Origin of the sequence: Alteromonas sp. RW2A1 (assembly GCF_001886475.1) — a bacterium.
Taxonomy (GTDB): Bacteria; Pseudomonadota; Gammaproteobacteria; order Enterobacterales; family Alteromonadaceae; genus Alteromonas; species Alteromonas hispanica.
In genome coordinates this window covers 2,235,817-2,253,044 of the sequence record NZ_CP018031.1, presented here as the reverse complement: position 1 = coordinate 2,253,044, position 17,228 = coordinate 2,235,817, and the positions used below count along the sequence as shown (strand labels likewise).

General features: G+C 43.5%; 16 protein-coding genes. 15 read left to right on the top strand and 1 reads right to left on the bottom strand.

Going from position 1 to position 17,228, the window contains the following annotated elements:
• Positions 1–110: 110 nt before the first annotated feature.
• The 13 genes from BM528_RS10175 (at position 111) to flgL (ending at position 12,976) form a co-directional block, all read left to right on the top strand.
• Entirely contained in the window at positions 111–1,040 is a 930-nt protein-coding gene (locus BM528_RS10175; protein WP_071979704.1) for a chemotaxis protein CheV, read from the top strand.
• 15 nt (positions 1,041–1,055) lie between these two features.
• Positions 1,056–1,886: a CheR family methyltransferase gene (locus BM528_RS10170; RefSeq protein WP_071979703.1), complete on the top strand. Its 831-nt coding sequence runs from the start codon at positions 1,056–1,058 to the stop codon at positions 1,884–1,886.
• Between the two features lie 180 nt (positions 1,887–2,066).
• Positions 2,067–2,498, top strand: coding sequence for a flagellar basal body rod protein FlgB (flgB, locus tag BM528_RS10165; protein WP_071979702.1), 432 nt, complete (start codon positions 2,067–2,069; stop codon positions 2,496–2,498).
• A gap of 2 nt (positions 2,499–2,500) precedes the next feature.
• The gene (flgC, locus tag BM528_RS10160; RefSeq protein ID WP_071979701.1) at positions 2,501–2,923 is read left to right on the top strand and encodes a flagellar basal body rod protein FlgC; all 423 of its coding nucleotides are present in this window, start codon (positions 2,501–2,503) and stop codon (positions 2,921–2,923) included.
• A gap of 31 nt (positions 2,924–2,954) precedes the next feature.
• Positions 2,955–3,641 (top strand): flagellar hook assembly protein FlgD, encoded by a 687-nt coding sequence (locus tag BM528_RS10155; RefSeq protein WP_071979700.1) that lies wholly within the window; start codon positions 2,955–2,957, stop codon positions 3,639–3,641.
• Positions 3,642–3,655: 14 nt separating this feature from the next.
• Positions 3,656–5,041, top strand: a complete 1,386-nt coding sequence (gene flgE / locus BM528_RS10150; protein WP_071979699.1) for a flagellar hook protein FlgE — start codon at positions 3,656–3,658, stop codon at positions 5,039–5,041.
• Positions 5,042–5,295: 254 nt separating this feature from the next.
• Positions 5,296–6,039: a flagellar basal-body rod protein FlgF gene (gene flgF / locus BM528_RS10145; RefSeq protein WP_071979698.1), complete on the top strand. Its 744-nt coding sequence runs from the start codon at positions 5,296–5,298 to the stop codon at positions 6,037–6,039.
• A 55-nt stretch (positions 6,040–6,094) separates the two neighbouring features.
• Complete coding sequence (gene flgG / locus BM528_RS10140; protein ID WP_071979697.1) at positions 6,095–6,883, top strand: flagellar basal-body rod protein FlgG; 789 nt, start codon at positions 6,095–6,097, stop codon at positions 6,881–6,883.
• An 11-nt stretch (positions 6,884–6,894) separates the two neighbouring features.
• The gene (gene flgH, locus BM528_RS10135) at positions 6,895–7,587 is read left to right on the top strand and encodes a flagellar basal body L-ring protein FlgH (RefSeq protein ID WP_071979696.1); all 693 of its coding nucleotides are present in this window, start codon (positions 6,895–6,897) and stop codon (positions 7,585–7,587) included.
• 16 nt (positions 7,588–7,603) lie between these two features.
• On the top strand, positions 7,604–8,719 hold the full coding sequence (locus BM528_RS10130) for a flagellar basal body P-ring protein FlgI (RefSeq protein WP_071981255.1): 1,116 nt from the start codon (positions 7,604–7,606) through the stop codon (positions 8,717–8,719).
• Positions 8,720–8,731: 12 nt separating this feature from the next.
• Positions 8,732–9,688 (top strand): flagellar assembly peptidoglycan hydrolase FlgJ, encoded by a 957-nt coding sequence (flgJ, locus tag BM528_RS10125; protein WP_071979695.1) that lies wholly within the window; start codon positions 8,732–8,734, stop codon positions 9,686–9,688.
• 14 nt (positions 9,689–9,702) lie between these two features.
• Positions 9,703–11,745, top strand: coding sequence for a flagellar hook-associated protein FlgK (gene flgK / locus BM528_RS10120; protein WP_071979694.1), 2,043 nt, complete (start codon positions 9,703–9,705; stop codon positions 11,743–11,745).
• A 7-nt stretch (positions 11,746–11,752) separates the two neighbouring features.
• Complete coding sequence (gene flgL / locus BM528_RS10115) at positions 11,753–12,976, top strand: flagellar hook-associated protein FlgL (protein WP_071979693.1); 1,224 nt, start codon at positions 11,753–11,755, stop codon at positions 12,974–12,976.
• 110 nt (positions 12,977–13,086) lie between these two features.
• Here the strand turns inward: flgL and BM528_RS10110 are convergent, their stop codons facing one another.
• Complete coding sequence (locus BM528_RS10110) at positions 13,087–14,070, bottom strand: hypothetical protein (protein ID WP_156844048.1); 984 nt, start codon at positions 14,068–14,070, stop codon at positions 13,087–13,089.
• 240 nt (positions 14,071–14,310) lie between these two features.
• Here BM528_RS10110 and BM528_RS10105 point away from each other — a divergent pair, with 240 nt between their 5' ends.
• Positions 14,311–15,132: a flagellin N-terminal helical domain-containing protein gene (locus BM528_RS10105; protein ID WP_071979692.1), complete on the top strand. Its 822-nt coding sequence runs from the start codon at positions 14,311–14,313 to the stop codon at positions 15,130–15,132.
• A gap of 874 nt (positions 15,133–16,006) precedes the next feature.
• Positions 16,007–16,831 carry a flagellin N-terminal helical domain-containing protein gene (locus BM528_RS10100; RefSeq protein ID WP_071979691.1) on the top strand — a complete coding sequence of 275 codons (825 nt, stop codon included), beginning with the start codon at positions 16,007–16,009 and terminating at the stop codon, positions 16,829–16,831.
• The last annotated feature ends 397 nt before the right edge of the window (positions 16,832–17,228 follow it).

Sequence of the window (17,228 nt, the reverse complement as noted above, 5' to 3'; positions counted from 1 at the left end):
TTGTCGTTTAATCTGCAAAAACCAAATGATATTGTCTATTTTGTATAGAAATACAAAGATGTAATGTTCATGACGCAATGTTCATGCCCAGAATTACCTAGAGGTGACTTATGTCGGGGATCTTAGATTCAGTTAACCAGCGCACACAGCTTGTGGGGCAGAATCGTTTAGAGTTATTGCTATTTAGATTAAACGGTCGCCAGCGTTTTGGTATAAACGTATTTAAAGTCCGAGAGGTTCTTCAATGTCCTCCGTTAACCTCTATGCCAAAACTCAATCCTTTAGTGCGCGGCATTGCGCACATTCGTGGTCAGACTATTTCGGTAATCGATTTGAGTATGGCAACGAAAGGTCGAAAAATTGAAGATTTATCTAACGCGTTTATTGTTATCGCGGAATACAATCGTTCGGTTCAAGGGTTCTTAGTAGGCGCCGTTGAGCGCATTATTAATACTAATTGGGATGCCATCATGCCGCCCCCGCAAGGCAGCGGAAGAGCAAGCTATCTTACTGCGGTAACTGAAGTCGAAAACGAACTTATTGAAATCCTCGACGTTGAAAAAATACTCAATGAAATTTCTCCGTTAAACGCAGAGGTAAGCTCTGAGGTTGCCGAAGGGTTAACCACTGAAGGGCAAGAAAATAAGATTATTTTCATAGCTGATGATTCTACAGTAGCCAGAAACCAGGTTAAAAAAGCGCTAACGTCACTGGGTCTCGAAATCGAGCTAGCTAAAAACGGGCTTGAAGCACTTAAGCGATTGAAAGAGATTGCCGAAGAGTATGGCGATATTACCAAGCGAGTGGGGGTTTTAGTCTCGGATATTGAAATGCCGGAGATGGATGGATATACGCTTACTGCCGAGATTAAAAACACTCCAGAACTGCAAAAGCTACATGTTGTTCTTCATACATCGCTAAGTGGTGTATTTAACCAAGCTATGGTTCAAAAAGTGGGAGCAGATGACTTCATCGCTAAATTCCATCCTGACGAGTTGGCTACTGCCGTTCAAAAGTGGTTAATGACTGAATGCGAATAACGGAGCACCAACGGATTGATTAACAAAGATGTTTCGCCAGAAAGCTACCTGAAATTTAGACAGTTTTTAGAGAAACAATGCGGGATTGTGCTTGGAGAGAACAAGCAATACCTGGTGCGGAGCCGACTTGCCTCATTACTCTACAAGTTTAAATATAACTCTGCCGACGAGCTGATCAATGTGGTTGTGCGTGGGCACGACCGTGCGTTGCTTCAAAGCGTTATTGACGCTATGACAACTAACGAGACCTTATGGTTTCGCGACAACTATCCCTTTGATCTTTTGGTCAAAGAGTTATTGCCCAGCCTCGCCAAAACAAATAGACATATAAAAATTTGGAGCGCGGCCTGTTCATCAGGGCAAGAACCCTATTCGATTGCTATGTCGATTTTAGAGTTTCAACGACAGCGACCTGGTATTTTACGTGGTAGTGTTGACATTGTTGCCACCGACCTATCGTCTGAGATGCTCCAAAAATGCGAACTTGGCGTTTACGATGAGCTTTCTTTAGCTCGCGGTTTATCTCCTCAGCGGCGACAGGCATTTTTTCAGCAACATGAAATGGGCAGAATGCAAATAAAGCCTGAAGTTAGACGCATGGTAACGTTTAAAAGCTTCAATCTGTTATCGAGCTACGCGGCCTTGGGGCGTTTTGATATCGTTTTTTGTCGTAATGTATTGATTTATTTCTCTGCTGATGTCAAACAGCGGATCCTGCAACAAATTGCCGGTCAACTGCAGCCCAAAGGTGTCCTTTTCCTTGGCGCTTCCGAGTCGATAAGTTCGGCAAGCGAAATATACTCTATGGTGAAATGTCAGCCGGGGCTCTATTATCAGAAAAAATAAAAGTGCTTTGTAGCTGAAATTTAAGCACTTTTATACTTTCCTATCACTTCTTATTTTACTTTTTATATCGTCAATTATTCAACATGGCATTCTGTTTGCTAGTTCTTTCACTAAAACGCTAACTGACAATCGATCACAACTTAGTTAGCAGAGGTGTTTGAACAGCAGGGGTCATTTCATATGGCGATCAATTTAGACAAATTAGTTGGGTTCCATGAATCAGCACTGAAAATACGTACTGAGCGGATGGAGGTCATATCTGGCAATCTCGCTAATGCAAATACCCCTGGTTATAAAGCAAGAGACATAGACTTTAACAAAGCAATGCAGTCGGCCATGAACGAAGGTGTTCAAGGCAAACATAAGAATAGTGGTGGGCTGGTGCGCACCAACGAACGCCACTTAAGCGGCAATCCTTCGTCAGTAGCGGCAAATTTCGACATGCAGTATCGCATTCCAACCCAGCCTGACACAGGCGATGGCAACACTGTTGAAGTTCAGTCTGAGAGAAACCGTTTTTTAGACAATGGGCTTCGTTATCAAGCAAGCCTACAGTTTTTGAACGGAAAAATTAAAGGCATGAAAAAAGCAATTGGTCCTGGAGGGCAGTAGCAATGGGTTTATTTAATGTTATGCAAATATCTAGCACGGGAATGGAGGCGGAAAACGTCCGTCTAAACACCACTGCTAGTAATATTGCCAACGCAAATTCAGTGAGCAGTAGTTACGAAGAAACCTATCGTGCTCGTCATCCAGTTTTTGCCTCTGCGTTACAAGATGCAATGAGAGACCAATCAAAAGGCGTGGGCGTTGAGGTTAAAGGTATTGTAGAGAGTGACGCACCGCTACAAGTGGAATATTCGCCAAACAATCCGATGGCTGATGCTGAAGGTTATATCTATAAACCAAATGTAAACATTGTCGAGGAGATGGCAAACATGATGTCAGCCTCGAAGGCTTACGAGACGAATGTTCAGGTAGCTGATACAACGAAACGCATATTCCGCCGTGTTTTACAGTTAGGGCAAGGACAGTAATGTGCCGTTTGGTTAACGTGAGGAAAAACCAGTGAACACAATTAATAATACCGGGCTTAACACCGACCTCTACTGGCAAGAAGAGAAGGTAAAAATTGCGGATGGCACCGAGCAGCAGCTTAATCAGGAAGACTTTTTCGCAATGCTTACAGAGCAGCTTGCTAATCAGGACCCGACTAAGCCGGTTGATAACGATCAAATGGTAGCGCAGATGACGTCATTTACTATGGCCGACGGGATTTCTCAGCTCAATGAGAAATTTGAATCGTTTGCCTCTTCTATGACGTCAAACCAAGCACTCCAAGCATCGAGCCTTATAGGTCAGAACGTGCTTGTACAAGGCAATGTTGGCTTTATGGCGAATGATTCAAGTGGGATTTCTGGTGTCGTGGTAAATGAAGAAACGGTCCAGAATATGACTATCACTATCCAAAACCAATTTGGTGAAGTTATAAAAACCATTGATGCTGGTACTCAGACCGCCGGTAATATTCAGTTTGACTGGGACGGCAGAGATCAGCGTGGCAACCCTATGCAGGCTGGTGAGTATGTTATTAGCGCCACGGGCGAGGTAAACGGTGAGGGTGTACAGCTTAATACAGCAGTAAACCGTCACGTAGGTAGCGTAAGTCTGGCCGGTAGCGGGCAGGGCGTAATTTTGAATTTGGATGGTGATGTCAGTATTAATCTCGACGACGTCATTCAAATCGGCAGTTAGTAGGAGAACAAATAATGTCTTTTAATATTGCACTGAGCGGCGTTTCAGCCGCGCAAAAAGATTTGGATGTCACAGCCAATAACATTGCAAACGTGAACACTGTAGGTTTTAAAGAATCCAGAGCTGAGTTTGGGGATGTGTATGCAGCATCACTGCTTGCTGGCGGTAAAACCAAAGTCGGTGATGGTGTACTCACACAGGAGGTTGCGCAACAGTTTTCACAGGGTAGCTTACAGTTTACCAATACATCTCTTGATTTAGCTATAACAGGGAATGGCTTTTTTGCCACTGTGCCGGAGATAACATCTCGAGACTTCTCTTTTACTCGCGCGGGCCAATTCAAACTAGATGACGATAACTTCGTTGTAAATAGTAATGGTGATAACCTGCTTGGTTTTCCAGTAAACGCCGACGGAACAAGCGCTTCAGTTGCGTTGAGTACCACCGAGCCTGTTCGGATCCCTGATTCATCTGGTTCGCCTCAACAAACCTCAGAGGTGGATATTCGAATGAATTTACCTGCAGGAGATGTTGGCTTGGATCCTCAGGATTTTGACCCACAGGATCCACTGACGTATAACGCAGCAACGTCTGTTACTGTCTATGACTCATTAGGCGATAGTCATGTAATGACGTATTACTTCATTAAAGATAGTGCGCCTACCGCAGACAACGAGTGGTATGTGGTAACAGCTGTTGATGATCAATTGGTAGATATGACCGACTCAACAGGGGCAGATACCGACCCTGCCACCGCAGTAAACTCTGTTGGCGGAAATACAGGTAATGCAGTAACTGCTTCAAAACTGTTGTTTTCTCAAGGTGGTGACTTCAACGGAATGGAGACGCCTGACGGACTTCCAACCCTAGACTTTAAAATGCAAACTGAGGCACTAGGGGCAACAATCCTTGCTAACGGTTCTGACCCGAGTCAACAGATAAGCATAGATTTTAATTTAGATGTGAATAACGCCACGCCAAATGAGCCAACTCAATTTGCTTCTGCTTTCGAAGTAACGTCACTTGAGCAGGACGGCCTGCCGGTTGGACGTCTAACCGGTATTGATATTGGTCCCGATGGCTTGGTTCGAGCGACATTCTCAAACGGTACATCAGAGCCTATTGTGCGAGTTGCACTAGTTCGCTTTTCCAATGAGCAAGGTCTAACGCAGGAGAGTGGAACTCAGTGGAAAGAGAGTATTTTGTCGGGCGAAGCGTTAGCGGGCGAAGCCACCACGGGAACATTTGGTGAGATTAATTCATCGTCTCTAGAACAAGCTAACGTTAATCTCACTACTGAACTCATCGATATGATTATTGCTCAGCGGAACTTCCAAGCAAACTCCCGAGCTCTTGAGGTGAATAACACGCTCAACCAGACAATTTTGAATATCAGATAATCGCCTAATCTATGATTTGCTGATATCTAACCCTGAAGAGAAAAACTTTTGTGGGTTGCTTTTCCTAAGTAAGTTGCTCTTCCAAAAGTAAAAAAGGTCAAGCCGTAGACATCATCTACGGCTTTTTTATTACAAAAATCTCTTTGTAAAACAATGTTACCTCTTCCAGTTTGTCACTCCTTATCTAAAGAAAAGCAAAGTGGCACTGCCTTTGCAATGTTTGTGTATGGTTTGAACAGAGTCAAAAGTCAGTCATGGATAAACTTCTCTATATTGCAGCTAGCGGTGCGTCTCAAGACCTTATGGCAACGGGGATTCGCTCAAATAACTTAGCCAATGCGCAAACGACAGGTTTTCGTGCTCAGCTAGAGCAGGCTAGAGCAATGCCGGCGTACGGCGAAGGTTTGCCTACCCGCGTTTTTTCAATGACAGAGAGTCCATCAAACAACTATGAATCAGGTCCGATGATTAAAACCGATCGCGACTTAGATGTAGCGATACAGGGTGACGGTTGGTTTGCAGTTCAAGATGAAAACGGTCAAGAAGCCTACTCTCGAAACGGCAACTTCAAATTGGGTAGTGACGGAATATTGACAGACGTAAATGGGCGGGCTGTGTTAGGTGATAACGGTCCACTTTTTCTTCCGGTGCCATTAGATAACCTTACTATTGCGACGGACGGTACGCTATCCATGAGACAGGTTGGGGCACCGGCTAACGTTATAGAAACGGTAGGCAGAATTAAACTTGTTAGTTCTAACTATGCCGATATGGAAAGAGGCACAGACGGTTTATTTCATATGAAAGACGGTTCGGTTGCAGACCCGTCAGCCAATGTAAAAGTCATGTCTGGCATGTTAGAGGGGTCTAACGTTAACGCCGTTGAAGAAATGGTAGATATGATCAGTCTGCAGCGTCACTACGAGCTGCAAGTTAAAGTAATGAAGCAAGCGGAAGAACTCGATACCCGCGGCAACATGATGTTGCGAATTTTATAGTCACTCTTTTTTTGATAAATAATGGCGCGCAATGTCGCGTTGTTTGGAGGTTAACATGCACCCAGCACTGTGGATTAGTAAAACCGGATTAGATGCCGCTCAAACCGATGTGTCTGTGGTTTCTAACAACTTAGCAAATGCTTCTACGGTAGGTTTCAAAAAAGATCGCGCCGTGTTTGAAGATTTACTCTATCAGAACATTAACCAGCCTGGCGGACGCTCATCTGCGGATACCGAGCTGCCTTCAGGCCTCATGCTAGGCTCTGGGTCGAAAGTTGTTTCAACACAGAAGGCTCATACACAAGGAAACCTGCTTACCACAGATAATGCGTTAGATTTATCTATTCAAGGACGTGGTTATTTCGAAATTTTGCAGCCCGATGGCACAACAGCGTACAGTCGTAATGGACAGTTTGGTCTAAATGATCAAGGACAAATTGTAACGTCTGGCGCCGGTTATTTGCTTCAACCTCAAATTACAATTCCGCCAGATGCACAGCAGATTACTATTTCTCAAGATGGTCAGGTAAGCGTGAGTATTCGCGGGCAAGCGCAACCTCAACAGTTAGGTCAGATAAATATCGCTGATTTTGTGAACCCCACGGGATTACAGCCTATAGGTCAGAATCTTTATGCAGAAACAGTATCTAGTGGGTTTCCGGTGCGAGGCGTTCCAGGGCTTCAGGGACTTGGAATGTTAGCGCAAGGTGCGCTTGAAACGTCTAACGTAAATGTGACTGAAGAATTGGTTAACTTGATTGAGAGCCAGCGTCTGTATGAAATGAACTCGAAAGTTATTTCATCAGTGGATCAGATGCTCGGACAAGTTATTCAGCAGTTGTAGGAGTGCTTATTATGCATCGTTTTGGCTTCTTGTTATTTGCTCTTGTTGTATTAGCTACGCTATCTGGGTGTGAGAGTACGCCAGAGCAACCAATACAAGCGAATGATCCTTTTTACGCTCCTATTATTCCAGACTATCCGAAAGAAACTATCATAGAGGATGGTTCCTTGTTCCGTGGACATTTAGCGAGAAGCCTTTATTCAGATGTTACAGCGCGCCAAATCGGTGACATTATCACCGTTGTGCTCAGTGAAAATACTGCTGCTACAAAGTCCGCAAATACCACAACGTCGAGAGAAACTTCTGCCGAGCTTGATCCCATCATTGGTCTTGGAGGCAATGCGGTAAATATTGGCTCCGAATCAATTCAACTTGGCATTGATGGCTCTAATGACTTTGCTGGAGACGCCGCAGCTAATCAAACTAACAGTCTTCAAGGTAGCATATCCGTTACTGTGGTAGATGTATTGCCTAATAGTAATCTTGTAGTAAGGGGAGAAAAGTGGATGACCCTAAACCATGGAGATGAATACATTCGACTTACTGGGATAGTCAGGCCCCTTGATATAGACCCCGATAACCAAGTGCAATCTACACGTATTGCCAATGCAAGAATTCAATATAGCGGTACTGGTTCATTTGCTAGTGCGCAAGAAAAGGGCTGGTTAGCGAAGTTTTTCTCTTCTCCTTGGTGGCCTCTTTAATATGGTGGGTTTTGTTATGCGCTCTTTAGTGGTTCTCATTATTGCATTATGTCTTTCAGGTCTTTCAGGCGCGGCGAGTGCGCAAAGAATAAAAGACGTTGCGTCTATCCAAGGCGTCCGTTCTAACCAGCTTATTGGCTACGGCTTGGTTGTAGGACTTCCAGGTACCGGTGAGCAGAACCCGTTTACCGAGCAAAGCTTTAGAACGATGCTGGCTAATTTTGGAATTAGGATGGACCCTAATATTCGGCCAAACGTCCGAAATGTTGCGGCCGTTGCAGTACACGCGGAGCTTCCCGCATTTAGTAAGCCAGGCCAAACCATTGACGTGACAGTGTCGTCAGTGGGTGAAGCGAAAAGCCTTCAAGGCGGCTCTTTATTACAAACATTTCTTCGCGGTGTAAATGGCGAAGTCTATGCGGTAGCGCAGGGTAGCCTTGTGGTTAGCGGCTTTGGTGCCGAGGGTGGAGACGGTTCACGAATTGTCGTAAATACGCCAACCGTTGGACGAATCCCAAACGGCGCAATGGTGGAGCGAGCAGTTCCAAGTGGTTTTGCCAACGGTGATTCATTAACACTCAACTTACATTACCCTGATTTCACTACGGCTAAGTCTTTGGCCGACACAATTAACGAGCGTTTAGGCGCAAGCCCTGAAAGCGGGTACGTTATTGCCACTCCCATTGATGCTGCATCGGTAAGAGTAACAGCCCCCCGCGATGCCGGTCAGCGAGTTGGCTTTTTAGCCACATTAGAAAACTTCGAGTTCACACCAGCAGATGCTCCTGCCCGGGTGGTTATAAATAGTCGTACGGGAACCATTGTCATTGGCAGTGAAGTCAGACTCTTGCCAGCAGCTATTACGCACGGCGGGCTTACTGTAACTATTTCTGAGAATCAGCAAGTCGCTCAGCCTAATGCATTTGCCGATGGTGAGACAGCAGTTACCACGCAGTCGATTGTAGACGTGGATTTAGCAGATAGTCGCATGTTTAAGTTTGAACCTGGCGTAACCCTTGATCAGCTAGTGCGAGCGGTTAATGAAGTAGGTGCAGCGCCAGGCGATTTAATGGCAATCCTAGAAGCATTAAGACAAGCCGGCGCCTTGCGCGGTGAACTGATTATCATTTAAGAGTAATAGCTAATGGATTCACTCAGTACGAAAGGCCAGCTAGATATGGCTCGCAACGTTCACGACATGGGCAGTATCAATAAGATGCGCGAAGCCATTGCGTCGGGCGATGAAACTGTTTTGCAAGAAGCAGCAGAACAGTTTGAAGCGATTTTTGTACAGATGATGCTTAAGTCGATGCGTAAGGCGCAAGATGCGCTAGCTGATGAAGACAGCCCATTCAATTCTCAGCAGGTAAAGTTCTACCGTGATATGCACGATCAGCAGTTAGCCACCGACCTTACCGCAAACGGCGGTATGGGATTAGCAGATGTAATTGTAAAACAATTAGGGCGCACTGAAGATAGCTACACGCCAGCGAGCGTTATCCGTAGTGATGGCAACCTTTCATCGCTAAATACAGATAGAGCAAAAATTGTTGCACATGCGCAAGATATAGCCCTAGATTCGCACTCAGTAGGTACAAAGAGCGCACATAAAGATGCGATGTTTGACAGTCCTGAGCAGTTTGTAAAGTCGCTAATGCCTCATGCGGAAAAAATAGCAGCAAAGTATGGTTTAGATGCAAAAGCCATTGTGTCTCAAGCTGCGGTTGAGACTGGGTGGGGAAAATTTGTTATTCATTCGGCAGACGGTAAAAGCTCGCACAACCTTTTTGGAATAAAAGCGAGCAGCGATTGGAAAGGTGAGCAAGCCGTTGTTGATACCCTTGAATTTAATGGTTTGGTACCGCAAAAGCAAAAAGCGGCATTCAGATCATATGAGTCTATAGGGGAGGCAATGGACGACTACGGTAGATTTATTGCCAGCCAACCACGTTACAGTGATGCGGTGAAAACTGGTCACAACGCACAAGGGTATACAAAAGCGCTGCAAGAAGCAGGTTACGCTACGGATCCGCAATACGCGGATAAGATTATGGCTGTTTATAACAGCGAACGACTTAACACCCTCGTACCGCCGAAATAAGGGAGATAAAACATATGAGTTCAGTAGATTTATTTTCCCTTGCCACTAGCGGTGTTAATGCTAGCGGAAAGTTGCTGCAAACAACCAGTAACAACATTGCAAATGTCAACACACCTGGCTATGTTCGCGAGCGCACTGAGCTAAATAACAGTCAAGTTTTTGGTGTTGAAATTGGAAACACAGAGCGAGTTATTAATGTCTTTGCGCAAAATCAGCTACGCAGAGATATTACTGCGGTAGGCGAATTAGAGGCGTTATCTTCAAAAACTTCAGCAATCGATACTCTCCTTGCTGGAGATGCTAATTCAATTTCGAAAGGCATGAGTGAATACTTTTCAGCACTGCAAACTGCTGCTGATGATCCAACAAATTTAGCATCTCGAGAACAAGTGCTGGGTAAAGCTGAATCTCTGTTTCAGCGTATGAGAACACTTTCCGATTACATGATTGAAAAAGAGGAAGAGCTAAATCTAGAGTTCACGTCTTTGGTAAATAGAGCAAATACCCTTATTGGCAATATTGGCGACCTGAATAGGAACATTGTAATTGCCAACGGAAACAGTACAAGCGACCAACCCAGCGCGCTTCTTAACGAACGCGATAAGGCAGTTGATGAGTTATCATCAATAATAGGGATTAATGTAAAAGAGAGTCAATCGCAAAACGGTGCTATAACAATTAATCTCACCTCAGGAGAATCGCTGGTACTAGAGGATGGTGCGTTCAATTTATTCGAAGTCAATACGGATGCAGATTTATCGTTAAAGCAGTTAACTCTTGAGACTAATTTTGGTTCTCAGACCAAAGGCGATGCCTCTTTGCGAGTACAAGAAAGTGATTTAGGAGGAGCCTTAGGCGGCCTGTTCAAATACAGAAATGAAGTGCTTGGGCCAACGATGCGTGATGTAGGGCAATTATCCGTAGCGTTTGCTGACTCTATGAATCAGCAAAATAAACTTGGCATGGACCTAGATGGACAGTTGGGAAGCAATATTTTTGATATTCCTACATTCAGAGGCCTAGCATACGAAGACACTAATGGTGACTATGTTGTTAATGCACAAATTACTGAGGGAATGGGCTCGCAATTAACGGATGCAGATTACAAGGTTGAAGTAACAGCGGTATCGGCTGGTGTCCCTTCAGAAATTGAAATCACGCTGTTAAACGCTGACGGTACGCCAAAGAAAGATGGCTCAGGCAACGATGTTGTATTTTCCAATTTTGCAGTGTCATCGGGCTTTAATGAGCTACCTAGTGGAATAGAAGTAGATTTCTCAGGAACTTCTAGTTACACGGTTGGCAACGAGTTCTTGATTCAACCTACGAAAACTATTGCGTCAAAAGTCGATTTCAGCACAACTCGACCTGAGGATCTCGCGTTCGCTACACCCATTCGCGGCCAAGCCGATAATACAAACCTCGGAGATGCCAATGTTGTTAATGTTTCGGTGAACAATACAGAGGTTGGAACTTCGGCATTCAACGGTGCAGGTGGATTACTTAACACCGCGCCCGCGCAGATTCGGTTTACCGCGGTGGATTCCTATGACGTAATTGATGGCACAGGTTCTGTAGTAGCATCGGTGTCGGGCATTTCTGATTTAAACAACCTTATAGGCCAAGCTGGAATAACTCCTGCGCCTGGTTTTGATATAAGTTTAGATGGCGTGCCAAGAGCAGGGGATAGCTTTTCGATAGAGTACAACAATGATGGATTTAACGATAACAGCAACGCATTAAATTTAGCAGCACTACAAAACGAAAACCTTGTTCAGGTAAGTAGCGAGGCAACAAATACACAGCGAACCTTTCAAGATGCCTACGCCTCTATGGTAGGAAGAATTGGTGAAGATGCATCTATGGCAAAAGTGTCGCTAGCTTCTGCAGAGGCTATGCAAGTGCAATCAGAAAACTGGTTTCAGTCTGTCTCTGGGGTAAGTTTAGATGAAGAAGCCGCTAACTTAATAAAGTATCAGCAAAGCTATGCCGCTGCAGCCCGCATTCTCACCACAGCACAAGAGCTTTTTAACACCATATTACAGTCTGCGAGGTAGTTAAAAAATGCGCATTTCTACAAACCAAATTTATGATCAAAATATCCGCTCTATCATGAATAATCAGGGAGAGCTATCTAAGACCCAAGAGCAGTTGGCGTCGGGAAATCGTATCATTACACCCAGTGATGACCCTGTAGGTGCTGCGAAGGTGCTTCGCTTGACGGAAGAAATTGATGAACTTACTCAGTTTCAACGAAATAATGACTTGGTGACTGGTTCTCTTGAACAACAAGAAGCTGTGCTGACCAATATTACAAACTCGATTAACAGAGCTCGAACCCTTATTGTTCAATCTGGTAATGGTATTTTAGCCGATCCTGATAAGCGAGCTATTGGCGCTGAGTTAGAGCAAATAAAGTTAGAAGTGTTTGATTTAATGAACACACAAGATGCTGATGGTAATTACCTATACGCAGGATACCAATCTGGAAATCAGGCATTTACATTTAATCCAGCGGCTAGCGGAAACGCAATATCCTTTTCAGGAGATGCTGGTGTGAGTTTCATTCAGTTATCGAATAGCTCTAAAATTCAATCAACAAGTAATGGGTATGAAGTATTTGAAAATGTACTTTCTCGTTTCAAGTTCTCTGTAACCGGCAATTCTGTTACGAGCTTAGAAAGCGCCTCGGTGAAAGAACAGGGTACCTTTGATACGTTTTTTGATAAGAATTATGACCCTGTAACACCCGCAAATAATAATTATCGCGTTAATTTTTTAGCTAGTGGGCAAGCAGAGCTCGTTAATCAAGGGACTGGAGCCGTGGTGGATACAGTTGGTTTTACCTCTGGTCAGCCCTTTACCATAAAAGGCATGGAATTTAATGCCACTGCTGTGCCGGGTAATAGCATAGATTTCTCACTCGATACGCCAGAAAAGAAAAGCATGGCACAGTCTATCCATGAAATTCAGGAAATCCTGCTTGATAGCACAATCGATAATAGCGCTTTACAAGAATCGATAGCAGATGCTCTTGTTGGGCTAGATAATGGTCTTGAGAGGTTGTCTCTTGAAAGAGCGTCAATTGGTAGTCGTTTGAATATTGCACAATCGTCTTATGAGACGAATCTCGACATGGAAATAGCCGCAAAAGCATCGCGCTCTTCAATTCAAGATGTTGATTACGCGGAAGCGTCTTCTGAGTTTGCTAAGCAAGAAACTGCACTTAATGCAGCGCTAGCTACTTTCCCTAAAGTGAGTAACCTATCGCTGTTTAACTTCATCTAGCGAGAACCAACATTCTAAGCAAAATTCACTAAGTGATAAATCAATAGCTATATAGTTAAATAACTAAAAGTTATGCTTGTTTAGGCAATTTGCCTGGTTTCTAACCAGCGTCATTTTGTAATATTCAGTGATTTAACTCCGCGCAACTTTGCGAGATAAACGCGTGATTGCCCATCAATATGACTAGAATAATATGAGGCATAAAGAATATCGTCGTTAATAACCAACCCTGGATAGCTAGTGTCTCCACCGCTTGGAAGAGTGAGTAACTCTGACAATGTTTTTGTTTTAGTATCAAAATGCCAGAGTCTTGTAGTGAAACTTTCACTATCCCAATCGACGTGTCTTCCGGCAACCAAAAAATTTCCGTTTTCCAGCTTCGCCGCTGCCGGACCTCCAATATAAACTCCTAAATCATGCCATTCCCATTCAGAATAGGGAGGTTGAGAAAATCCAAATTGTGCACTGAAAGTATCTGCATCGCGTCGTAAAAAAACATTGGCGTTTCCTTGACCGTCGAATAACAGTGCGCTCTCATTGGGATAGCCTTTTCCGGATTTTTCTAAGCCAAACACATTTTCTCGATAGCATTGCATAGAGTTATCAAGATTACCTCTGTATAAGCTGATTGATTCAGCTGCTCGGTTGTAGGCAAAGCCGTAAAAATATGACTTATACCTATCACAATTCCAAATCCACCAAGCATCATCTCCAAAGTGATTAGGGGCAGACCAGGTCTTACCATTTGTGGAGCTATAACTCACCATGTGGCGAGAGATACTTCCGTTGTTTAGCAAGGTTTTTGCGTAAGCGGTGATGAAAAGGCATTCTCCATCAAACGAGAGCTTGGGATCTCGTAGGTCACTTCCTGGTATTTGCAATTCTTGTAGGGTGTTAGACGTCATGGATTTTTTATCAATCTCGCACAACACTATTTTACCGTTAGGGCTGACATGCGTATCTGCTTCTCTGTAAACGCAAAGTAATGATGAAGAAGTACCATCAAACGGGTTTTCACACAAATCTGTAAATGCTGCGTGTTCGGCTGAGCGCGATATGCGTTTTATATTTTTTGTTTTCAAGTTATTTATCACATCGATTCTCTTATCAAAACTCTCTGATTTATATTGTTAACACCATAGCACTGACGGCAACTAATTTCCCCCTACCGGCAATAATCGTAATTTTTTCTAAAGGGAATTCACATAGTGTCGATACAGTTTGTGAGAGAGCCAGTTCATCAATTACCCCTCAGGTGTTGGTGGCTACTAAAACAAAAATTTCGGTTAATCCGATTTCCAGCTGTTGCTGGGTTAAAAAGTAGGAGAGACAACATGTCTTTATTTGTCAATACCAACGTGTCTTCGTTAAATGCTCAACGTCAGCTATTTGATGTTGGCAATTCGCTAACTACCTCCTTTGAGCGATTATCCTCAGGGTTTCGAATCAATAGTGCAGCCGATGATGCTGCGGGTTTGCAGATCTCGGATAGGTTAACATCACAAATTCAGGGGCTAAACCAAGCGGTGAGAAATGCTAACGATGGTGTTTCGTTGGCTCAAACTGCTGAGGGAGCACTTTCAGAGACTACTAATGCATTACAGCGCATTCGGACTTTAGCAGTACAAGCTCAAAATGGTATAAATAGCACCGCCGATAGGGTAGCGCTTAACGAAGAAGTCACGGCGCTAAAAGAGGAGATGTCTCGTATTGGTACCGACACGGAGTTTGGCGGTCTGACAATACTGAGTGGTAGTTTTAGCGCTAGCTTTTTGGTTGGCGCAAATGAAAACCAAAAAATCGATGTGTCAATCGCTAACACTAACGGTTTTGGCGCGACCGGTCTTGCGGTAACGGGGGATGTATTGAGTGCTGGCGGTGCATCTGGACTAATGGCACAGGTAGATGCTGCAATTTCGACAATAGGTTCAACCAGAGCTGAGTTGGGTGCGATTCAAAACAGGTTTCAATCTACAATTAGAAATTTAGGAAATATCTCTGAGAACGTTTCTTCAGCGCGAGCTCAAATCAGGGATACAGATTTTGCAACAGAGACTGCAAACTTAACCCGAAATCAGATTATTCAGCAGGCAAGTACAACAGTATTGTCCCAGGCTAATCAGCGACCACAGGCTGCATTGCAGCTTCTAGGTTAATTTCTTTAAGTTATTAGCAACAGCGAAAATGAAGTCAAGGGTTAGTGCCCCGGTACTTGTTAAATATAAAATTGCCAGCAACTGAATTCATAGCAATTTGCTGGCTTTTTTGTATTTAGATTTTAATATGTTACCGAACACATTCTCCCATTAGACATTCTCATAAAAATGCCCGTGTAACTTTTCAGTTTGCTATGAAACCTATTGTTGAGTAAGCATAAGCTCAATTTTCTAGTCAGGCTAACTAACACATGGTCTAACTGCGCCACAATTTTCCTATTTTTTGTTTCTTAACTACAATTTTTTAGTTATTAAGAAGTCTATAACACTATGAAAAATAATGCCTTTCTAAAACGTTGTGTTTTTTTTGTCTTAGCGTGCAAAAAACGCTAAAGGAAAATCGGTAAAAGGACGATAACTATTACAAAGGGGGGATAAAGAACGTTTTACTTCCCAGGTGCTAATAATAACAATAGTAGGGCACTGAGAAAGGCTATATATACGTAATGTATATAATTTTGGTTTGATTAAAGGTTAGAAAAATCAACCTGTTGAAATGAAAAAAGTGCAGTTTAAAAACTTCTAAAGTAATTGTCTTTAAATGTTGATAAATAGTAAGGTTTGCTGAGGGGGAATGCTGACGGGCGAGGATGAAACCAGGAGATAGTGAGAGGTTTGAGGTCTGGAACATCAATCTCACCAGCCAGCAAAGAGAAGATAACTTCTCCGTTGAGCAAACTTCATCAGTAGTGTGCAGATGAAGCGTCAGATAAATCTGACGACTTAAATAAAGCATACACTGTGCCAAAAATTTAATAAAACGCGCAAATAATAAAATCAATAGCGCAATCACTCGAACTGTTAGGAGAAGAAAATGAGTTTATTTGTAAATACGAATGTGTCTTCACTGAATGCTCAACGTCAGTTGTTTACAACAGGCAATAATTTGAGTACTGCTTTCGAACGTCTATCTTCAGGTTTTCGTATCAACAGCGCTGCTGATGATGCGGCTGGACTGCAAATATCAGACAGGCTAACTTCACAAATACAGGGGTTAGACCAGGCTCAGCGAAATGCTAATGATGGTATATCATTAGCGCAGACTGCTGAAGGAGCCTTGCAAGAGAGTACAAACGCGTTACAGCGCATCCGCACGCTAGCTATTCAAGCGCAAAATGGTATTAACAGTACTGCAGATAGAGTGGCTCTGAACCAAGAGGTAACAGCACTTAAAGAGGAGCTTTCTCGAATTGGGACAGATACCGAATTTGGAGGGCTAACAATTCTGAGTGGAGGTTTTAATGCGAGTTTCTTGGTGGGTGCTAATGTAGACCAAAAAATAGATGTTTCTATTACTAATACCGGTGGTTTTGGAGCGACTGGGTTAGCAGTAACTGGGGATGTATTGAGCGCTGGCGGTGCTTCTGGACTGATGGCACAGGTGGACGCCGCTATATCTGCGATAGGCTCGACAAGAGCTGAGTTGGGAGCAATCCAGAACAGGTTTCAATCTACAATAAGAAATCTTGCAAACATTTCGGAAAATGTTTCAGCGGCAAGAGCGCGTATTAGAGACACTGACTTTGCCGCTGAGACGGCAGAATTGACCCGTAACCAGATATTGCAGCAGGCTACCACTACAATCTTGTCCCAGGCTAATCAGCGCCCACAAGCTGCGTTGTCTCTATTAGGTGGTTAATAGGGCAGAATACCCAGAATAACGGTAAGAAGTTGAGAGGTCATACCCTATTGAAAAATGGCGGCCGATACGGCCGCCACCAATACAAAAAGCCTACAAACAGAAATTAGAAGCGTTGGTTGAGAGGCCAGTTCATCCTAATAAATATTCGTTTGTAGGTCGAAACAGCATTTGCTCAATCTCCTAACTAGAGCAAATTGGCCGGGGCTTCTTGTCTCGGCCTTTTTTATTGTTGCCGAACCCCTAGCCAAAAACTATTGTAGATAGGCATAAGCTGTTTCATTTAAATTTAAGCATATTGTGTGCCATGACTTAAGTTCGAATGATGAAACTAAATCATTTATCTGAGAGATAAATGATAACTTTAAAACCATATGTACTGCCTACAATGCAAAAT

Bases quoted from the DNA above. Each gene is read 5' to 3' on its own strand.
- flgC (WP_071979701.1), top strand. From the start codon at position 2,501: ATGGGTTTATTTAATGTTATGCAAATATCTAGCACGGGAATGGAGGCG.
- flgE (WP_071979699.1), top strand. From the start codon at position 3,656: ATGTCTTTTAATATTGCACTGAGCGGCGTTTCAGCCGCGCAAAAAGAT.
- flgK (WP_071979694.1), top strand. From the start codon at position 9,703: ATGAGTTCAGTAGATTTATTTTCCCTTGCCACTAGCGGTGTTAATGCT.
- BM528_RS10175 (WP_071979704.1), top strand. From the start codon at position 111: ATGTCGGGGATCTTAGATTCAGTTAACCAGCGCACACAGCTTGTGGGG.
- BM528_RS10100 (WP_071979691.1), top strand. From the start codon at position 16,007: ATGAGTTTATTTGTAAATACGAATGTGTCTTCACTGAATGCTCAACGT.
- flgJ (WP_071979695.1), top strand. From the start codon at position 8,732: ATGGATTCACTCAGTACGAAAGGCCAGCTAGATATGGCTCGCAACGTT.
- BM528_RS10130 (WP_071981255.1), top strand. From the start codon at position 7,604: ATGCGCTCTTTAGTGGTTCTCATTATTGCATTATGTCTTTCAGGTCTT.
- BM528_RS10105 (WP_071979692.1), top strand. From the start codon at position 14,311: ATGTCTTTATTTGTCAATACCAACGTGTCTTCGTTAAATGCTCAACGT.
- flgL (WP_071979693.1), top strand. From the start codon at position 11,753: ATGCGCATTTCTACAAACCAAATTTATGATCAAAATATCCGCTCTATC.
- flgF (WP_071979698.1), top strand. From the start codon at position 5,296: ATGGATAAACTTCTCTATATTGCAGCTAGCGGTGCGTCTCAAGACCTT.
- flgG (WP_071979697.1), top strand. From the start codon at position 6,095: ATGCACCCAGCACTGTGGATTAGTAAAACCGGATTAGATGCCGCTCAA.
- flgB (WP_071979702.1), top strand. From the start codon at position 2,067: ATGGCGATCAATTTAGACAAATTAGTTGGGTTCCATGAATCAGCACTG.
- flgH (WP_071979696.1), top strand. From the start codon at position 6,895: ATGCATCGTTTTGGCTTCTTGTTATTTGCTCTTGTTGTATTAGCTACG.